General features: G+C 56.5%; 20 protein-coding genes. All 20 read left to right on the top strand.

Annotation, left to right across the window (positions count from 1 at the left end; all coding sequences use genetic code 11):
- Window positions 1-566 precede the first annotated feature (566 nt).
- The 20 genes from rpmH to ACA072_RS29190 all read left to right on the top strand — a co-directional run bounded on the left by rpmH (window position 567) and on the right by ACA072_RS29190 (window position 19025).
- Entirely contained in the window at window positions 567-701 is a 135-nt protein-coding gene (gene rpmH, locus ACA072_RS29285) for a 50S ribosomal protein L34 (protein WP_003213577.1), read from the top strand.
- 16 nt (window positions 702-717) lie between these two features.
- Window positions 718-1119, top strand: coding sequence for a ribonuclease P protein component (gene rnpA, locus ACA072_RS29280; protein WP_497625056.1), 402 nt, complete (start codon window positions 718-720; stop codon window positions 1117-1119).
- Window positions 1112-1357 (top strand): membrane protein insertion efficiency factor YidD, encoded by a 246-nt coding sequence (gene yidD, locus ACA072_RS29275; protein WP_010465488.1) that lies wholly within the window; start codon window positions 1112-1114, stop codon window positions 1355-1357. Before rnpA ends, yidD begins: the two co-directional genes overlap by 8 nt.
- Before the next feature lie 2 nt (window positions 1358-1359).
- Complete coding sequence (gene yidC, locus ACA072_RS29270; RefSeq protein ID WP_497622270.1) at window positions 1360-3045, top strand: membrane protein insertase YidC; 1686 nt, start codon at window positions 1360-1362, stop codon at window positions 3043-3045.
- 79 nt (window positions 3046-3124) lie between these two features.
- Window positions 3125-4495 carry a tRNA uridine-5-carboxymethylaminomethyl(34) synthesis GTPase MnmE gene (gene mnmE / locus ACA072_RS29265; protein ID WP_497622268.1) on the top strand — a complete coding sequence of 457 codons (1371 nt, stop codon included), beginning with the start codon at window positions 3125-3127 and terminating at the stop codon, window positions 4493-4495.
- Window positions 4496-5046: 551 nt separating this feature from the next.
- Window positions 5047-6945 carry a tRNA uridine-5-carboxymethylaminomethyl(34) synthesis enzyme MnmG gene (gene mnmG, locus ACA072_RS29260; RefSeq protein ID WP_497622266.1) on the top strand — a complete coding sequence of 633 codons (1899 nt, stop codon included), beginning with the start codon at window positions 5047-5049 and terminating at the stop codon, window positions 6943-6945.
- Entirely contained in the window at window positions 6942-7586 is a 645-nt protein-coding gene (rsmG, locus tag ACA072_RS29255; protein ID WP_102594524.1) for a 16S rRNA (guanine(527)-N(7))-methyltransferase RsmG, read from the top strand. The genes mnmG and rsmG overlap by 4 nt, the downstream gene beginning before the upstream one ends.
- Before the next feature lie 18 nt (window positions 7587-7604).
- Window positions 7605-8402, top strand: coding sequence for a ParA family protein (locus ACA072_RS29250; RefSeq protein WP_090177596.1), 798 nt, complete (start codon window positions 7605-7607; stop codon window positions 8400-8402).
- A gap of 9 nt (window positions 8403-8411) precedes the next feature.
- Window positions 8412-9284: a ParB/RepB/Spo0J family partition protein gene (locus tag ACA072_RS29245; protein ID WP_008027541.1), complete on the top strand. Its 873-nt coding sequence runs from the start codon at window positions 8412-8414 to the stop codon at window positions 9282-9284.
- Between the two features lie 148 nt (window positions 9285-9432).
- Entirely contained in the window at window positions 9433-9840 is a 408-nt protein-coding gene (locus tag ACA072_RS29240; protein ID WP_497622263.1) for a F0F1 ATP synthase subunit I, read from the top strand.
- A gap of 16 nt (window positions 9841-9856) precedes the next feature.
- Window positions 9857-10726 (top strand): F0F1 ATP synthase subunit A, encoded by an 870-nt coding sequence (gene atpB, locus ACA072_RS29235; protein ID WP_162437614.1) that lies wholly within the window; start codon window positions 9857-9859, stop codon window positions 10724-10726.
- Window positions 10727-10859: 133 nt separating this feature from the next.
- Complete coding sequence (gene atpE / locus ACA072_RS29230) at window positions 10860-11117, top strand: F0F1 ATP synthase subunit C (protein ID WP_002555987.1); 258 nt, start codon at window positions 10860-10862, stop codon at window positions 11115-11117.
- A 56-nt stretch (window positions 11118-11173) separates the two neighbouring features.
- Window positions 11174-11644 (top strand): F0F1 ATP synthase subunit B, encoded by a 471-nt coding sequence (locus tag ACA072_RS29225; RefSeq protein WP_131059033.1) that lies wholly within the window; start codon window positions 11174-11176, stop codon window positions 11642-11644.
- Between the two features lie 12 nt (window positions 11645-11656).
- Window positions 11657-12193, top strand: coding sequence for a F0F1 ATP synthase subunit delta (locus tag ACA072_RS29220; protein WP_109626976.1), 537 nt, complete (start codon window positions 11657-11659; stop codon window positions 12191-12193).
- A gap of 21 nt (window positions 12194-12214) precedes the next feature.
- Window positions 12215-13759, top strand: coding sequence for a F0F1 ATP synthase subunit alpha (gene atpA, locus ACA072_RS29215; protein ID WP_008007884.1), 1545 nt, complete (start codon window positions 12215-12217; stop codon window positions 13757-13759).
- A 50-nt stretch (window positions 13760-13809) separates the two neighbouring features.
- Window positions 13810-14670, top strand: coding sequence for a F0F1 ATP synthase subunit gamma (atpG, locus tag ACA072_RS29210; RefSeq protein ID WP_109626974.1), 861 nt, complete (start codon window positions 13810-13812; stop codon window positions 14668-14670).
- A 27-nt stretch (window positions 14671-14697) separates the two neighbouring features.
- Window positions 14698-16077, top strand: coding sequence for a F0F1 ATP synthase subunit beta (gene atpD, locus ACA072_RS29205; protein WP_008155715.1), 1380 nt, complete (start codon window positions 14698-14700; stop codon window positions 16075-16077).
- A 45-nt stretch (window positions 16078-16122) separates the two neighbouring features.
- Window positions 16123-16548: a F0F1 ATP synthase subunit epsilon gene (locus tag ACA072_RS29200; RefSeq protein WP_497622259.1), complete on the top strand. Its 426-nt coding sequence runs from the start codon at window positions 16123-16125 to the stop codon at window positions 16546-16548.
- A gap of 116 nt (window positions 16549-16664) precedes the next feature.
- A complete protein-coding gene (gene glmU / locus ACA072_RS29195; protein ID WP_497622258.1) occupies window positions 16665-18032 on the top strand; it encodes a bifunctional UDP-N-acetylglucosamine diphosphorylase/glucosamine-1-phosphate N-acetyltransferase GlmU in 1368 nt (455 codons plus the stop codon).
- A gap of 213 nt (window positions 18033-18245) precedes the next feature.
- Complete coding sequence (locus ACA072_RS29190; RefSeq protein WP_497625055.1) at window positions 18246-19025, top strand: DeoR/GlpR family DNA-binding transcription regulator; 780 nt, start codon at window positions 18246-18248, stop codon at window positions 19023-19025.
- Window position 19026: the final 1 nt, after the last annotated feature.

Genomic DNA, 19026 nt, shown 5'->3' with positions numbered 1-19026 from the left:
GGATATCCCCTAAGTTGAAAGCCGGTGAGGCAAAAACAAGCGGCCATTGTAGCGACCAGACGTCCACTTATCCACATGCAGGTTGCGCACAGACCATGAATTATCAACGCTTTAACCATAAAAAAGACGACCAATGGTATGTGCATAAGCTCTGTGGATAACCGCCCATGAGGGCACTGGACAAGTGGGGGTGAAACTCGGTGGATAACCTGCCTGTGGATAACCAGCCATTCCACACACAGCTTATCCGACAGCGCAGCACAGGCTGCCCCCCGTTTTCCACCGTAGTTGTCATTCTCTGTACAGTGCGAGATAGAAGGGCTCAAGGTAGTTATCCACAGATGATCGCCTCCCTAGCTTTTATAAGCTTTACAGAAAAGCTTTAAATAACTTCCTTCTTTATTTCTATATCTAGCGAGCACCTGCGGACGAGAAATCACCTGGAGATCTATTTATAAGGAAACGCTGGTTGGAAATTGACCTAGAGGCTTGCTTTCTCTAGAATCCCCGGTCTCTTAAAACGGGGGCCATTCCGGCCCGTTGTGGACGAACCAGGTAACACGACAATGAAACGTACTTTCCAACCAAGCACTATCAAACGCGCTCGTACCCACGGTTTCCGTGCTCGCATGGCTACCAAGAACGGTCGTGCCGTCCTGTCGCGTCGTCGCGCCAAAGGTCGTGCGCGTCTGGCAGTTTGATAATCCGGCACTGGAGGTGAGTCAGGACTTCAGTCGGGAAAAGCGTTTGCTTACCCCCCGGCATTTCAAGGCAGTCTTTGACTCCCCTACCGGCAAGGTTCCGGGGAAAAATCTCCTGCTCCTTGCGCGCAACAACGATCTCGATCACCCCCGTCTCGGGCTGGTTATCGGGAAAAAGAGCGTAAAGCTCTCCGTCGAGCGCAATCGCCTCAAACGTCTGATGCGCGAATCGTTTCGCCTGAACCAGGATTCACTGGTCGGATGGGACATCGTTATCGTCGCGCGCAAAGGTTTGGGTGACGTAGAAAACCCCGAATTGATTCAGCATTTCGGCAAACTCTGGAAGCGTCTGGCACGTAGCAAGCCGGTACCAGCAGTCAAAAACGAAACTGTAGGGGTAGACAGTCCCGATGCGTAAACTGGCACTCGTTCCGATCCAGTTCTATCGCTATGCCATTAGTCCTCTGATGGCCAGTCACTGTCGTTTCTACCCCAGTTGTTCCTGCTACGCGTATGAAGCCATAGAAAATCATGGCCTTCTGCGCGGTGGCTGGCTGACCTTTCGTCGTTTAGGTCGCTGTCATCCGTGGAATCCCGGTGGTTATGACCCGGTTCCACCTATCCCTACCTCCCGTTCTTCTTCGATGGCCGAGTAATCATGGATATCAAACGCACGATCCTGATCGTCGCCCTGGCAATCGTGTCCTACGTTATGGTTCTTAAGTGGAACCAGGACTATGGCCAGACTGCCCTGCCGACTCAGAATGTTGCTTCCAGTACTACCGCACCGGGCCTACCGGACACGGCGACTGGCAATAATGCTTCTGTCAGTGACGACATTCCACGCGCCGCAAGTGATACCAGTGCAACTGCACCTACTGAAGCACCCGTAGCTGCAAGCAAGGATCTCATCCAGATCAAAACGGATGTGCTCAACCTGGCTATCGATCCACAGGGTGGTGATGTTGCCCAGCTGACGTTGCCGCTGTATCCACGTCGCCAGGACCATCCGGAAATTCCATTCCAGTTGTTCGATAACGGCAACGAGCGGACTTATCTGGCCCAGAGCGGTTTGATCGGCACCGACGGTCCGGACGCAAGTCCAGCCGGTCGTCCGGTTTACTCCTCGGAGAAGAAGATTTACCAACTGGCTGACGGTCAGGACCAATTGGTCGTAGACCTCAAGTTCAGCAAGGACGGCGTCAACTACATCAAGCGTTTCACCGTGAAACGTGGCCTGTATGACGTAACCGTTTCCTACCTGATCGACAACGAAAGCGCCAAGCCTTGGTCGGGTGCGATGTTCGCCCAGCTGAAGCGTGATGCCAGCGGCGATCCTTCCTCAACTACCGCCACCGGCACCGCCACTTACCTGGGCGCTGCCCTGTGGACAAGTAACGAGCCGTACAAGAAAGTGTCCATGAAGGACATGGACAAGGCGCAGTTGAAAGAAACCGTCAGTGGTGGTTGGGTTGCCTGGCTGCAACACTACTTCGTCACCGCATGGATTCCGGCCAAGGGCGAAAACAACGTCGTCCAGACCCGTAAAGACAGCAAAGGCAACTACATCATCGGTTATACCGGCCCGGCAATGAGCGTTGCGCCAGGTGCAAAAGCCGAAACCAGCGCTGTTCTCTACGCTGGTCCGAAAAGCCAAGCCGTGCTGAAAGAGTTGTCCCCAGGTCTGGAACTGACCGTCGACTACGGCATTCTGTGGTTCATTGCCCAGCCAATCTTCTGGCTACTGGGACACATCCACGCCATCGTCGGTAACTGGGGCTGGTCGATCATCTTCCTGACCATGCTGATCAAAGGGATTTTCTTCCCGCTGTCGGCTGCCAGCTACAAATCCATGGCGCGCATGCGTGCAGTGGCACCGAAACTGGCTGCGCTGAAAGAGCAACATGGCGATGACCGGCAGAAAATGTCGCAAGCCATGATGGAGCTGTACAAGAAAGAGAAGATCAATCCGCTGGGTGGTTGCTTGCCAATCCTCGTGCAGATGCCGGTTTTCCTTTCGCTGTACTGGGTTCTGCTGGAAAGCGTTGAAATGCGCCAAGCGCCGTTCATGCTGTGGATTACTGACTTGTCGATCAAGGATCCGTTCTTCATTCTGCCGATCATCATGGGTGCAACCATGTTCATCCAGCAGCAGTTGAACCCGACTCCTCCGGATCCGATGCAGGCCAAGGTCATGAAGCTGATGCCAATCATCTTCACCTTCTTCTTCCTGTGGTTCCCGGCTGGTCTGGTGCTGTACTGGGTAGTGAACAACTGCCTGTCCATCGCCCAACAGTGGTACATCACGCGTAAAGTCGAAGCGGCTACTAAAGCAGCTGCCTGATTTACACTGTGGATAACCACTCAAAACGCCCCCTAGTGGGGCGTTTTGCTATCTGTCACTTTTGTCTGGATACCGGTTTATGAGCGTTCCTCGGGAAACCATCGCAGCTGTCGCCACCGCTCAAGGTCGTGGCGGTGTGGGCATCGTCCGTATTTCCGGGCCGTTGGCGAGCATTGCCGCCAAGGCGATCAGCGGTCGCGAGCTGAAACCCCGATTTGCCCACTACGGCCCCTTTCTCAATGAAAACGAAGAGGTGCTGGACGAAGGCATCGCGCTGTATTTCCCGGGACCGAACTCTTTCACCGGCGAAGACGTGCTTGAGCTGCAGGGACATGGCGGGCCGATTGTTCTGGATATGTTGCTCAAACGTTGCCTGGAACTGGGCTGTCGTCTGGCACGGCCAGGTGAATTCAGTGAGCGCGCCTTCCTCAATGACAAACTCGACCTGGCCCAGGCGGAAGCCATCGCCGATTTGATCGAGGCCAGTTCTGCACAGGCCGCGCGCAACGCGCTGCGCTCCTTGCAGGGCGCTTTCTCCCTGCGTGTGCATAACCTCACCGAGCAGTTGATCGGCCTGCGCATCTACGTCGAGGCGGCCATCGATTTCCCAGAAGAAGAGATCGACTTCCTGGCTGACGGCCACGTACTGGCGATGCTCGATAAGGTGCGCGATGAACTATCCACAGTGCTTCGCGAAGCAGGGCAAGGTGCCTTGTTGCGCGATGGGATGACCGTGGTCATCGCCGGCCGTCCGAATGCCGGCAAGTCCAGTCTGCTGAATGCCCTGGCCGGTCGAGAGGCCGCGATCGTGACCGAGATTGCCGGCACCACCCGGGACATTCTTCGTGAACATATCCACATCGATGGCATGCCGCTGCACGTGGTCGACACCGCCGGTTTGCGGGATACCGATGACCAAGTGGAAAAAATCGGCGTCGAGCGGGCGTTGAAAGCCATCGGCGAGGCAGATCGCGTACTGCTGGTAGTCGATGCGACCGCGCCTGAAGCACTTGATCCGTTCGCGTTATGGCCGGAGTTCCTGGAAACACGCCCGGATCCGGCAAAGGTTACGCTGATCCGTAACAAGGCTGACCTGACGGGAGAAGCGATTGCCCTGGAAGTCAGCGACGATGGCCACGTCACCATAAGCCTTAGTGCGAAATCCGCCGGCATGGGACTGGAACTCCTGCGCGAACATCTCAAGGCCTGCATGGGCTACGAGCAGACCTCGGAAAGTAGCTTCAGTGCTCGCAGGCGTCACCTTGAAGCCTTGCGCCATGCAAGCGCGTCCCTTGAGCATGGCCGAGCACAGCTGACCCTCGCGGGTGCCGGTGAACTGCTGGCTGAAGATTTACGCCAGGCTCAGCACTCGTTAGGTGAAATCACCGGTGCATTCAGCTCCGATGACCTGCTGGGGCGCATCTTTTCCAGCTTCTGCATCGGTAAATAGCCTTTCCGTTGTCCACAGACAGGCCATTTGCGCCTGTCTGTTCCCTCCCTTTTCTTAGACCTTCCTCCAGTGCCGAGCGGATTTTTTCTGCTTGAGCGAATTTTTCGTGCCCGAGATTTGTTAGATCCCGGCTTTTCTGTGGATTAAGCCCTGTGAGTAACTGCCTCTAAGGGCAGTTGATAACAGGGCCTGAAAACTGAAGATAACCGTCCCTGTGGATAACCAGCACTTTCATCCACAGGCTTAAGCCAGTTATCCAAGGGCCTCCCTGGCACATGACCACAGGGTTTTGAATGTCTGTACATATTGAATTTAAAGGTCTGTAGCGATCTATCCACAGAAAGGTGCCTCAGTAGAAATAAACATAAAAACAAAGATTTAATAAATTTCTCTCTTTTTAATTTCTATAAACCCGACTTCTCCACAGCTGGTTAAATTTTGTGCAAAGGGTTCTTTAGGAAGGGCGAAGTCCCTATACTTGCCGACCAGGTATAGAAACCTGAGCTCAAACTATTCCTGATTACCTGACTGAAGCAGGCACGAGGTGCGTGGTGGATTTCCCTTCCCGTTTTGAAGTGATCGTCATCGGCGGCGGTCATGCCGGTACCGAGGCAGCACTGGCCTCAGCACGCATGGGTGCAAAAACCCTGTTGCTGACGCATAACGTGGAAACCCTCGGTGCCATGAGTTGCAACCCTGCGATTGGCGGGATCGGCAAAAGCCATCTGGTCAAGGAAATCGATGCCCTCGGCGGCGCGATGGCCATGGCTACCGACAAAGGTGGTATTCAATTTCGCGTATTGAACAGCCGTAAAGGCCCGGCCGTGCGTGCTACTCGCGCTCAGGCAGACCGGGTTCTGTACAAGGCCGCTGTCCGCGAAGCATTGGAAAACCAGCCGAACCTGTGGATATTTCAGCAAGCCGCTGATGACCTGATCGTCGAACAGGAACAAGTGCGCGGTGTTGTCACCCAGATGGGCCTGCGTTTCCTCGCGGATTCCGTGGTGTTGACCACTGGCACCTTCCTCGGTGGACTTATCCACATCGGCATGCAGAATTATTCCGGTGGCCGCGCGGGTGATCCGCCATCGATCGCCTTGGCTCACCGTCTACGTGAATTGCCGCTGCGCGTTGGTCGTTTGAAAACCGGTACACCACCGCGTATCGACGGACGTACCGTGGATTTCTCGGTGATGACTGAGCAAGCAGGCGATACACCGATCCCGGTCATGTCGTTCATGGGTTCCAAAGAGCAGCATCCGAAACAGGTGAGCTGCTGGATTACCCACACCAACGCCCGCACACACGAAATCATTGCCGCCAACCTTGATCGTTCGCCGATGTATTCCGATGCAGGGCAGATCGAAGGCATCGGCCCGCGTTATTGCCCGTCGATCGAAGACAAGATCCACCGCTTTGCCGACAAGGAAAGCCACCAGGTCTTCATCGAGCCGGAAGGTTTGACCACGCACGAGCTGTACCCGAACGGGATTTCCACATCCTTGCCGTTCGACGTGCAATTGCAGATCGTGCAATCGATCCGCGGCATGGAAAACGCGCACATTGTTCGTCCGGGTTACGCCATCGAATACGACTACTTCGACCCGCGTGACCTGAAGTACAACCTCGAAACCAAAGTCATCGGCGGTCTGTTTTTCGCCGGGCAAATCAACGGCACCACCGGTTACGAAGAAGCCGGGGCCCAGGGTTTGCTGGCTGGCGCCAACGCTGCACTGCGTGCACAGGGCAAAGACGCCTGGTGCCCGCGTCGCGACGAGGCGTATATCGGGGTGTTGGTCGACGACCTGATTACCCTCGGTACTCAAGAGCCGTACCGGATGTTCACGTCCCGCGCCGAGTACCGTTTGATCCTGCGTGAAGACAACGCCGACCTGCGCCTGACTGAAAAAGGTCGCGAGCTGGGACTGGTCGATGACGCGCGTTGGGCTGCGTTCTGCAAAAAACGCGAAAGCATCGATCTCGAAGAGCAACGCCTGAAAAGTACCTGGGTCCGCCCGGGTACCGAGCAGGGCGATGCGATTTCCGAGAAGTTCGGCACGCCGCTGACCCACGAATACAATTTGCTCAACCTGCTGAGCCGTCCGGAAATCGACTACGCTGGTCTGATCGCCGTGACCGGTGGGGGCGCAGAAGATCCACAAGTCGCCGAGCAGGTCGAAATCAAGACCAAATACGCTGGTTACATTGATCGTCAACAGGATGAAATCGCTCGTCTGCGGGCCAGTGAAGATACAAAATTGCCTGTGGATATCGATTACACAAACATTTCGGGTCTCTCCAAAGAGATCCAGAGCAAGCTCGGTGCGACCCGTCCAGAAACCTTGGGCCAGGCGTCACGTATCCCGGGCGTCACGCCGGCAGCGATTTCGCTGTTGATGATTCATTTGAAAAAACGCGGCGCGGGCCGTCAGTTGGAGCAAAGCGCTTGAGTTCGTTGGTCACCTCGCAACATGCCGAAGAGTTATCCACAGGTGCTCGCCAGCTCGGTGTCACACTGACAGAAGCCCAGCACGCGCAGCTGCTGGGTTACCTGGCCCTGTTGATCAAATGGAACAAGGCTTACAACCTGACTGCCGTGCGGGATCCGGACGAAATGGTCTCCCGTCACCTGCTCGATAGTTTGAGCGTGATGTCGTTTGTCGAAAACGGTCGCTGGCTGGACGTTGGCAGCGGCGGCGGCATGCCGGGTATACCGTTGGCCATCCTGTTTCCAGAGTCGCAAGTGACCTGCCTGGACAGCAACGGCAAAAAAACCCGCTTCCTGACCCAGGTCAAACTCGAACTCAAACTCGATAATCTGCAAGTTATCCACAGCCGTGTCGAAGCGTTTCAGCCTGCCCAGCCGTTCAACGGGATCATTTCCCGGGCATTCAGCAGCATGGAAAACTTCAGTAACTGGACTCGCCACTTGGGTGATGCCGATACACGCTGGCTGGCAATGAAGGGCGTTCATCCGGCCGATGAGCTGGTAGCATTGCCGGCAGACTTCCACCTCGATAGCGAACACGCCCTGGCCGTACCTGGTTGCCAAGGCCAACGCCATCTGCTGATACTGCGCCGCACGGCATGATTGGGAACACAAGCAAGAATGGCTAAGGTATTCGCGATAGCGAACCAGAAAGGTGGTGTGGGTAAAACCACCACCTGCATCAACCTCGCAGCTTCCCTGGTCGCTACCAAGCGCCGGGTGCTGTTGATCGATCTCGATCCACAGGGCAACGCCACCATGGGTAGCGGTGTGGATAAACACGGGCTGGAAAACTCGGTCTATGACCTGCTGATCGGCGAGTGCGACCTGGCCCAGGCCATGCACTACTCCGAGCATGGCGGTTACCAGTTGTTGCCGGCCAACCGTGACCTGACGGCTGCGGAAGTTGTTCTGCTGGAAATGCAGATGAAGGAAAGCCGTCTGCGTAGCGCGCTGGCGCCGATCCGTGAAAACTACGACTACATTTTGATCGACTGCCCGCCGTCATTGTCGATGCTCACATTGAACGCATTGGTCGCGGCTGACGGGGTCATTATCCCCATGCAGTGCGAGTACTTCGCGCTCGAAGGCTTGAGCGACCTTGTGGATAACATCAAGCGCATCGCTGAATTGCTCAACCCGAACCTGAAAGTCGAAGGCTTGTTGCGGACCATGTATGACCCGCGCCTGAGCCTGATGAACGACGTGTCGGCGCAGCTCAAGGAACACTTCGGCGAGCAGCTGTACGACACCGTCATCCCCCGCAACATCCGTCTGGCCGAAGCACCCAGTTACGGCATGCCGGCACTGGCTTACGACAAAGCATCGCGTGGCGCTATCGCCTATCTGGCATTGGCCGGCGAGCTGGTTCGTCGTCAACGCAAAAACTCACGCACCGCCGCCGCTCAGGCAACTTAAGGAATCCCCATGGCCGTCAAGAAACGAGGTCTCGGACGTGGACTGGATGCACTGCTGAGTGGTCCGACTGTCAGCTCGCTGGAAGAACAAGCGGTGCAGGCCGATCAGCGTGAGCTGCAACACCTGCCCCTGGACCTGATCCAGCGCGGCAAGTATCAGCCGCGTCGGGACATGGATCCTCAGGCGCTGGAAGAGCTGGCACAGTCGATCAAGGCCCAGGGTGTGATGCAGCCGATCGTGGTTCGTCCGATCGGTAGCGGTCGCTTCGAAATCATCGCCGGTGAACGTCGCTGGCGTGCCAGCCAGCAGGCTGGCCAGGAAACCATCCCGGCGATGGTTCGCGACGTGCCGGATGAAACCGCGATCGCCATGGCGCTGATCGAGAACATCCAGCGCGAAGACCTCAATCCGATCGAAGAAGCCGTGGCCCTGCAGCGTTTGCAGCAGGAATTCCAGCTGACTCAGCAACAAGTGGCCGAAGCCGTGGGCAAATCCCGCGTAACCGTGGCCAACCTGCTACGCTTGATCGCGTTGCCGGAAGTTATCAAAACCATGCTGTCGCACGGTGACCTGGAAATGGGTCATGCCCGTGCTTTGCTCGGTTTGCCGGAGAATCAACAGGTTGAAGGGGCGCGACATGTTGTCGCACGGGGGCTGACGGTGCGCCAGACTGAGGCACTGGTTCGCCAGTGGTTGAGTGGCAAACAGGAGCCTGCCGAACCGGTCAAACCGGACCCGGATATCGCCCGACTCGAGCAGCGCCTGGCTGAACGCCTAGGCTCTGCGGTGCAGATCCGCCACGGAAAGAAGGGGAAAGGGCAGTTGGTCATTGGTTACAACTCCCTTGATGAGCTTCAAGGTGTGCTCGCGCACATTCGCTGAAACATTTCCTCATGTAGCGTGCAGTCGGAAATCACTACCTGACAGTTGAATAGGGGCAGAACCGCCCCTATACTCTGCGCGCATTTTGTCGGCACAAATTATGCCAAGTTATTGAATTCTGGCAGCCGATCATTGGGGAGCAAAAACGATGGAGAGCCGCACGCTAAACCGCTTGCCGTTCCATCGCCTGGCAGTTTTTCCGGTATTACTGGCTCAATTTGTCGTTTTGGTACTGGCCGCTTTGGCGCTTTGGTACTGGCATGGAGTCGTAGCCGGGTACTCGGGACTTTGCGGAGGCCTGATAGCCTTGCTGCCCAATGTTTATTTCGCTCACAGGGCCTTTCGGTTTTCCGGCGCCCGAGCAGCTCAAGCCATCGTCCGGTCTTTTTATGCCGGTGAGGCGGGCAAACTGATTTTGACGGCAGTGCTCTTTGCATTGACGTTCGCAGGTGTGAAGCCATTGGCGCCGCTAGCTGTATTCGGCGTCTTCGTGTTGACCCAACTGGTCAGCTGGTTCGCGCCCCTGCTGATGAGAACAAGACTTTCGAGACCTTAGGGCGTTTGAGGCAACCATGGCAGAGACAACCGCTTCGGGCTATATCCAGCACCACTTGCAGAACCTGACCTTCGGTCAGCACCCAACTGGCGGGTGGGGTTTTGCCCACACCGCAGCAGAAGCCAAAGAAATGGGCTTCTGGGCTTTCCACGTCGATACCCTCGGCTGGTCGGTCGCGTTGGGTCTGATCTTCGTTCTTCTTTTCCGCATGGCGGCAAAGAAGGCGACTTCCGGTCAGCCTGGTGCTTTGCAGAACTTCGTTGAAGTATTGGTCGAATTCGTCGATGGCAGCGTGAAAGACAGCTTCCATGGCCGTAGCCCGGTGATTGCACCGTTGGCACTGACCATCTTCGTCTGGGTCTTCCTGATGAACGCCGTCGACCTGATCCCGGTCGACTGGATTCCTCAGCTGGCCATCCTGATCACTGGCGATGCGCACATTCCATTCCGTGCCGTATCGACTACTGACCCGAACGCTACCCTGGGCATGGCCCTGTCGGTGTTCGCGTTGATCATTTTCTACAGCATCAAGGTCAAGGGCATCGGCGGCTTCATCGGCGAACTGACCCTGCACCCGTTCGGCAGCAAGAATATCTTTCTTCAAGCCCTGCTGATTCCGGTGAACTTCCTGCTGGAGTTCGTGACACTGATCGCCAAGCCTATCTCGCTGGCACTGCGTCTGTTCGGCAACATGTACGCCGGCGAACTGGTCTTCATTCTGATTGCTGTGATGTTCGGCAGCGGTCTGCTCTGGCTTAGCGGCCTGGGCGTAGTTCTGCAGTGGGCGTGGGCTGTGTTCCACATCCTGATCATCACCCTGCAGGCGTTTATCTTCATGATGTTGACCATCGTTTACCTGTCGATGGCGCACGAAGAGAACCATTAAGACCAGTCTCGACTAGTCTGATGTCCCACCCGGTCAAACGGGTGGGTGCCCGAACAGGGCTATGAAACGATTTGTTTTACCGCTTTAAAATCTAAAAAACCTAAACCATACGACGTAAAAGTCGGGAGGAAAGATGGAAACTGTAGTTGGTCTAACCGCTATCGCTGTTGCACTGTTGATCGGCCTGGGCGCACTGGGTACCGCAATTGGTTTCGGCCTGTTGGGCGGCAAGTTCCTGGAAGGCGCAGCGCGTCAGCCAGAAATGGTTCCAATGCTGCAAGTTAAAATGTTCATCGTTGCCGGTCTGCTCGACGCCGTAACCATGATCGGTGTTGGTATCGCTCTGTTCTTCACTTTCGCGAACCCATTCGTTGGTCAACTCGCTGGCTAATTACTCGAACCTTCGAGTAATTGGTGTGATGTGCAACGAACGAGCGAGGTGTTGGCGTGAACATTAATGCAACCCTGATTGGCCAGTCCGTTGCGTTCTTCATTTTTGTACTGTTTTGCATGAAGTTCGTGTGGCCTCCGGTCATCGCGGCTTTGCACGAACGTCAGAAGAAGATCGCGGATGGACTGGACGCTGCCGCCCGAGCAGCTCGCGACCTGGAGCTGGCCCAAGATAAAGCGGGTCAGCAACTGCGCGAAGCTAAGGCTCAGGCAGCCGAAATCATTGAGCAAGCCAAGAAACGCGGTAACCAGATCGTTGAAGAGGCTGTTGAAAAAGCCCGTATCGACGCTGACCGTGTGAAGGTTCAGGCTCAGGCCGAGATCGAGCAGGAACTGAACAGTGTCAAAGACGCGCTGCGTACCCAACTGGGTAGCCTGGCAGTCTCTGGCGCCGAGAAGATCCTGGGTTCCACAATCGATCAAAACGCGCACGCGGAGCTGGTAAACAAACTGGCTGCTGAAATTTAAGCGAGGGCGATCATGGCAGAATTGACCACGTTGGCCCGACCTTACGCTAAGGCAGCCTTCGAGCACGCCCAGGCCCACCAGCAACTGGCCTCTTGGTCAGCCATGCTCGGCCTGGCTGCAGCAGTGTCGCAAGACGACACTATGCAGCGCGTGCTCAAGGCCCCGCGACTGACGAGCGCAGACAAGGCCGCCACGTTTATTGACGTGTGCGGCGACAAGTTTGATGCCAAGGCACAGAACTTCATTCACGTCGTTGCCGAAAACGACCGTCTCCCGCTTCTGCCGGAGATCGCCGCTCTGTTTGACCTGTACAAGGCCGAACAAGAGAAATCGGTAGACGTTGAAGTGACCAGTGCTTTTGCATTGAACCAAGAACAGCAAGACAAACTCGCCAAGGTTCTCAGTGCACGACTCAACCGGGAAGTGCGCCTGCAAGTCGAGGAAGACAAATCCCTTATCGGGGGCATTGTCATCCGCGCCGGCGACCTGGTTATCGATGGCTCGGTTCGCGGCAAACTCGCGAGCCTTGCCGAAGCATTGAAATCTTGAGTTTGAAGGGGCAGCAGAGCAATGCAGCAACTCAATCCTTCCGAAATAAGTGAAATTATCAAGGGCCGCATCGACAAGCTCGATGTGACCTCCCAAGCCCGTAACGAAGGCACTGTCGTCAGCGTATCTGACGGTATCGTGCGGATTCACGGTCTGGCCGACGTCATGTACGGCGAGATGATCGAGTTTCCGGGCGGTGTCTTCGGTATGGCTCTCAACCTGGAGCAAGACTCCGTAGGCGCCGTTGTATTGGGCTCTTACCAGTCTCTGGCTGAAGGCATGAGCGCCAAGTGCACCGGCCGCATCCTCGAAGTTCCGGTTGGTAAGGAACTGCTGGGTCGCGTAGTCGACGCACTGGGTAACCCAGTTGATGGCAAAGGTCCGCTGAACAACACCGAGACCGATGCGGTCGAGAAAGTTGCTCCAGGCGTGATCTGGCGTAAGTCGGTAGACCAGCCTGTACAGACTGGCTACAAGGCTGTCGATGCCATGATCCCTGTCGGCCGTGGCCAGCGTGAGCTGATCATCGGTGACCGTCAGATCGGTAAAACCGCTCTGGCGATCGACGCGATCATCAACCAGAAAGACAGCGGCATTTTCTGCGTCTACGTAGCAATCGGTCAGAAACAATCGACCATCGCCAACGTAGTTCGCAAGCTGGAAGAAAACGGCGCACTGGCTAACACCATCGTCGTGGCAGCGAGCGCTTCGGAATCTGCAGCACTGCAATTCCTGGCACCGTACTCCGGTTGCACCATGGGTGAATTCTTCCGCGACCGCGGTGAAGACGCGCTGATCGTTTATGACGATCTGTCCAAGCAAGCAGTGGCTTACCGCCAGATTTCCCTGCTGCTGCGCCGTCCACCAGGCCGTGAAGCTTACCCAGGCGACGTGTTCTATCTCCACTCCCGTCTGCTGGAGCGCGCATCCCGCGTTTCGGAAGAATACGTAGAGAAGTTCACCAACGGCGCAGTGACCGGCAAAACCGGTTCCCTGACCGCACTGCCGATCATCGAAACCCAGGCTGGCGACGTTTCCGCGTTCGTTCCGACCAACGTGATTTCCATCACCGACGGTCAGATCTTCCTGGAATCGGCCATGTTCAACTCCGGGATCCGTCCTGCTGTGAACGCCGGTGTTTCGGTATCCCGTGTGGGTGGTGCCGCTCAGACCAAGATCATCAAGAAGCTCTCCGGTGGTATCCGTACCGCTCTGGCTCAGTACCGTGAACTGGCGGCATTCGCCCAGTTCGCTTCTGACCTGGACGAAGCGACCCGTAAGCAACTTGAGCATGGTCAGCGCGTTACCGAGCTGATGAAGCAGAAGCAATACGCACCAATGTCGATTGCTGACATGGCGCTGTCGCTGTATGCCGCTGAGCGTGGGTTCCTGACTGACGTCGAAATCGCCAAGATCGGCAGCTTTGAACAAGCGCTGATTGCTTTCTTCAACCGCGATCACGCCGATTTGATGGCGAAGATCAACGTGAAGGGTGACTTCAATGACGAAATCGACGCTGGCATGAAAGCCGGTATCGAGAAGTTCAAGGCCACCCAAACCTGGTAAGCCGCAGCGGGGGCCGAAAGGCTCCCGCTTGCTAACCTGATAGGTGTTACATGGCAGGCGCAAAAGAGATTCGCAGTAAGATTGCGAGCATCAAAAGCACGCAAAAGATTACCAGCGCCATGGAAAAAGTGGCGGTCAGTAAAATGCGCAAGGCACAAATGCGCATGGCTGCTAGCCGTCCTTATGCGGAGCGCATCCGCCAGGTTATTGGCCATCTGGCCAACGCCAACCCGGAATATCGCCACCCGTTCATGCTCGACCGCGAAGTAAAGCGCGTCGGTTATGTCGTGGTGAGCAGTGACCGTGGTCTGTGTGGTGGCTTGAACACCAACCTGTTCAAGGCTTTGGTCAAGGACATGGCGGTAAACCGCGAAAACGGCGTCGAGATTGATCTGTGTGTTGTTGGTAGCAAGGGTGCGGCTTTCTTCCGCAACTTCGGCGGTAACGTCGTAGCCGCTATCAGCCACCTGGGTGAAGAACCGTCGATCAATGACCTGATCGGCAGCGTCAAGGTGATGCTGGATGCCTACCTGGACGGCCGTATTGACCGCCTGTCCGTGGTGTCCAACAAGTTCGTCAACACCATGACGCAAACGCCTACCGTGGAGCAATTGATTCCACTGGTGGCAACCCCGGATCAGGAACTCAAGCACCACTGGGATTATCTGTACGAACCGGACGCCAAAGAGCTGCTTGACGGCTTGATGGTCCGTTACGTGGAGTCGCAGGTCTACCAGGCGGTGGTCGAGAACAACGCGGCTGAACAAGCTGCGCGGATGATCGCGATGAAGAACGCTACCGACAACGCCGGTGATTTGATCAGCGATTTGCAGCTGGTCTACAACAAGGCGCGTCAGGCTGCGATCACCCAAGAGATCTCGGAAATCGTCGGCGGCGCTGCCGCGGTTTAACGGTTCAAATATTCAGAGGATCCAGCTATGAGTAGCGGACGTATCGTTCAAATCATCGGCGCCGTTATCGACGTGGAATTTCCACGCGACAGCGTACCGAGCATCTACAACGCGCTGAAAGTAGTGAGCGCGGCTGAAACCACCCTCGAAGTTCAGCAACAGCTGGGCGACGGCGTGGTTCGTACCATTGCGATGGGTTCCACCGAAGGCTTGAAGCGCGGTCTGGAAGTCACCGACTCCGGCGCAGCCATCTCCGTACCGGTCGGTAAAGCGACGCTGGGCCGGATCATGGACGTACTGGGCAACCCGATCGACGAAGCTGGTCCGATCGACACCGAAGAGCGCTGGGGCATTCACCGTCCTGCGCCAACCTTCGCTGAACAAGCGGGCGGCAACGACCTGCTGGAAACCGGCATCAAGGTTATCGACCTGGTTTGCCCGTTCGCCAAGGGTGGTAAAGTCGGTCTGTTCGGTGGTGCCGGTGTAGGCAAAACCGTAAACATGATGGAACTGATCCGTAACATCGCCATCGAGCACAGCGGTTATTCCGTGTTCGCCGGTGTGGGTGAGCGTACTCGTGAGGGTAACGACTTCTACCACGAGATGAAGGATTCCAACGTTCTGGACAAAGTGGCACTGGTTTACGGTCAGATGAACGAGCCGCCGGGTAACCGTCTGCGCGTAGCACTGACCGGCCTGACCATGGCCGAGAAGTTCCGTGACGAAGGTAACGACGTTCTGCTGTTCGTCGACAACATCTATCGTTACACCCTGGCCGGTACTGAAGTATCCGCACTGCTGGGCCGTATGCCTTCCGCAGTAGGTTACCAGCCGACCCTGGCCGAAGAGATGGGTACTCTGCAAGAGCGTATCACTTCGACCAAAAACGGTTCGATCACCTCGATCCAAGCGGTATACGTACCTGCGGATGACTTGACTGACCCGTCGCCAGCGACCACCTTCGCCCACTTGGACGCCACCGTCGTTCTGTCCCGTGACATCGCTTCCCTGGGTATCTACCCGGCGGTCGATCCACTCGACTCGACTTCGCGCCAGCTGGACCCGAACGTAATCGGCCAGGACCACTACGACACCGCTCGCGGCGTACAGTATGTTCTGCAACGTTACAAAGAACTGAAGGACATCATTGCGATCCTGGGTATGGACGAGCTGTCGGAAGCCGACAAGCAGTTGGTAAACCGTGCTCGTAAGATCCAGCGTTTCTTGTCGCAGCCGTTCTTCGTGGCTGAAGTCTTCACCGGTGCATCGGGTAAATACGTTTCCCTGAAGGACACCATTGCTGGCTTCAAAGGCATCCTCAACGGTGACTACGACCACCTGCCAGAACAAGCGTTCTACATGGTCGGCGGCATCGAAGAAGCGATCGAGAAAGCCAAGAAACTGTAATCCCGGCGCCCGGCAACGGGCGCTAATTTAGGTTGAGGCAATCAGATGGCTATGACAGTCCATTGCGATATCGTCAGCGCGGAAGGGGAAATCTTCTCCGGCCTGGTCGAGATGGTGATTGCGCACGGTGCACTGGGTGATCTTGGTATCGCCCTGGGCCACGCGCCGCTGATCACTAATCTCAAGCCTGGCCCGATCCGCCTGGTCAAGCAGGGCGGGGAAGTGGAGGTGTATTACATCTCCGGTGGTTTCCTCGAGGTTCAGCCGAACATGGTCAAGGTTCTTGCCGACACCGTGCAACGTGCTGCCGACCTGGATGAAGCTTCTGCTCAGCAAGCCGTTCAGGCTGCCGAGAAAGCCTTGCATGAACGTGGCGCCGAGTTCGATTACGGTTCTGCTGCTGCACGTCTGGCCGAGGCGACAGCTCAGCTGCGCACCGTCCAGCAGATCCGCAAGAAGTTCGGCCACTAACAGGCCATCACTTGTTGCGCGATTGATTAAAAAGGGTAGCCTCGGCTACCCTTTTTTCTTTTCCGACTTTCATAACCTGGTCGCAGCCGCTGACCACCCAGGATTGGTAGCCAGTCATGTCTCTTGAAATCGTTATCCTCGCTGCCGGCCAAGGCACTCGCATGCGTTCGGCGTTGCCGAAAGTGCTGCATCCGATTGCCGGCAACTCGATGCTTGGTCATGTTATCCACAGCGCCCGGCAACTTGATCCACAGCGCATCCACGTCGTGATCGGCCATGGCGCCGAAGCGGTGCGCGAGCGTCTGGCGGCGGACGATCTGAATTTCGTGCTGCAGGACAAGCAGCTGGGTACCGGTCACGCGGTGGCTCAGGCCGTGCCGTTCATCGAGTCCGACACCGTTCTGATCCTGTACGGTGACGTGCCGTTGATAGAAGTCGAAACCCTCCAGCGTCTGCTCAAGAAAGTCGCCCCGCAGCAACTGGGCTTGCTCACTGTCGAGCTCGATGACCCAACCGGTTATGGCCGCATCGTCCGCGATGCCGCCGGCAAGGTCACGGCCATCGTCGAGCAGAAAGACGCCAACGAAGCCGAGCGCACGATCACCGAAGGCAACACCGGCATTCTGGCGCTGCCTTTCGCGCAACTGGGTGGCTGGATGAGCCGTCTCTCCAACAACAATGCCCAGGGCGAGTACTACCTGACCGACGTGATTGCAATGGCGGTCAGCGATGGTCTGGTGGTGGCCACCGAGCAACCCCACGACGCCATGGAAGTGCAGGGTGCCAACGATCGCAAGCAGCTCGCCGAACTCGAACGTCATTATCAGTTGCGCGCCGGTCGCCGTTTGATGGCTCAAGGCGTGACCCTGCGTGACCCGGCACGTTTCGACGTGCGCGGTGAAGTCACCGTCGGCCGCGACGTGCTGATCGATATCAACGTGATCCTGGAAGGCAAGGTCGTCATTGAAGATGACGTGGTGATCGGTCCGAACTGTGTGATCAAGGACAGCACCCTGCGCAAAGGCGTGGTGATCAAGGCCAACAGCCATATCGAAGGCGCGATCCTTGGCGAAGGCAGCGATGCCGGTCCATTTGCACGCTTGCGCCCGGGTACGGTGCTTGAAGCGCGCGCGCATGTGGGTAACTTTGTCGAGCTGAAAAACGCTCATCTGGGTGAAGGCGCCAAGGCAGGTCATTTGACCTATCTGGGCGATGCCGAGATCGGCGCGCGCACAAACATTGGCGCGGGCACCATCACCTGCAACTACGACGGCGCCAATAAGTGGAAAACCGTGTTGGGTGAAGATGTGTTCATCGGTTCCAACAACTCGTTGGTGGCGCCTGTGGATATCTCTTCCGGTGCCACGACGGCGGCCGGTTCGACGATTACTCAGAATGTGGATAACGCACAGTTGGCGGTGGGTCGCGCGCGTCAGAAGAATATCGATGGCTGGAAACGGCCAGTGAAGATCAAGAAGAGCTGAGTTATCCACATAGCGTATTCAGGTTTTAGTTATACACAGCCTGATTGATCGTCATCGCGGGCTAGCCCGCTCCCACAAGGATTTCGCGACCTTGTGGAAGCGGGCTTGCCCGCGATGCGTTTATCCACAGATATTTTTTCTTACACCCGCTTGACGAAGTTTCGCCGATAGGTTTTGATTGCTTACGTTATCTTTCGAATCGAAACTTACCCGATCATGTCGAAACGCAATACACCCCAACGCCGCCACAACATCCTCGCCTTGGTCAACGAGCAGGGCGAAGTCAGTGTGGATGAACTGGCCAAGCGCTTCGAAACTTCGGAAGTTACGGTTCGCAAGGATTTGGCCGCCCTTGAAAGTCATGGTTTGCTGCTGCGCCGCTATGGCGGAGCGATCACCATGCCTCAGGAGCTGGTCGCCGACATCGGCCAGCCAGTCTCCAAATACAAGCAAGCCATCGCTCGCGCCGCTGTAACGCGGATTCGCGAGCATGCGCGGATCATCATCGACAGCGGTAGCACCACCGCCGCCATGATCCCGGAACTCGGCCAGCAGCCGGGCCTGGTGGTGATGACCAATTCCCTGCATGTGGCCAATGCTTTAAGCGAACTCGAACACGAGCCGGTGCTGTTGATGACCGGCGGCACCTGGGACCCGCATTCCGAGTCCTTTCAGGGGCAGGTCGCCGAGCAAGTACTACGCTCTTACGACTTCGACCAGCTGTTCATCGGTGCCGATGGCATCGACCTGGTTCGCGGTACCACCACCTTCAATGAATTGCTGGGGTTGAGCCGGGTCATGGCTGACGTCGCCCGCGAAGTGATCGTGATGGTGGAGGCCGACAAGATCGGCCGCAAGATTCCCAACCTGGAACTGCCCTGGAGCAGCGTCCATACCCTTATTACCGATGAACGCCTGCCACTCGCGGCACGCGATCAGATTCAGGCCCGCGGCATCAATTTGATTTGCGCGGCTGTCAGTCAGGAGAAATAGC

The sequence above is a fragment of the Pseudomonas sp. LBUM1656 genome (assembly GCF_059716065.1).
Note: the sequence above shows the minus strand (reverse complement) of the source record. Positions and strands in the feature narration are given on the sequence as shown.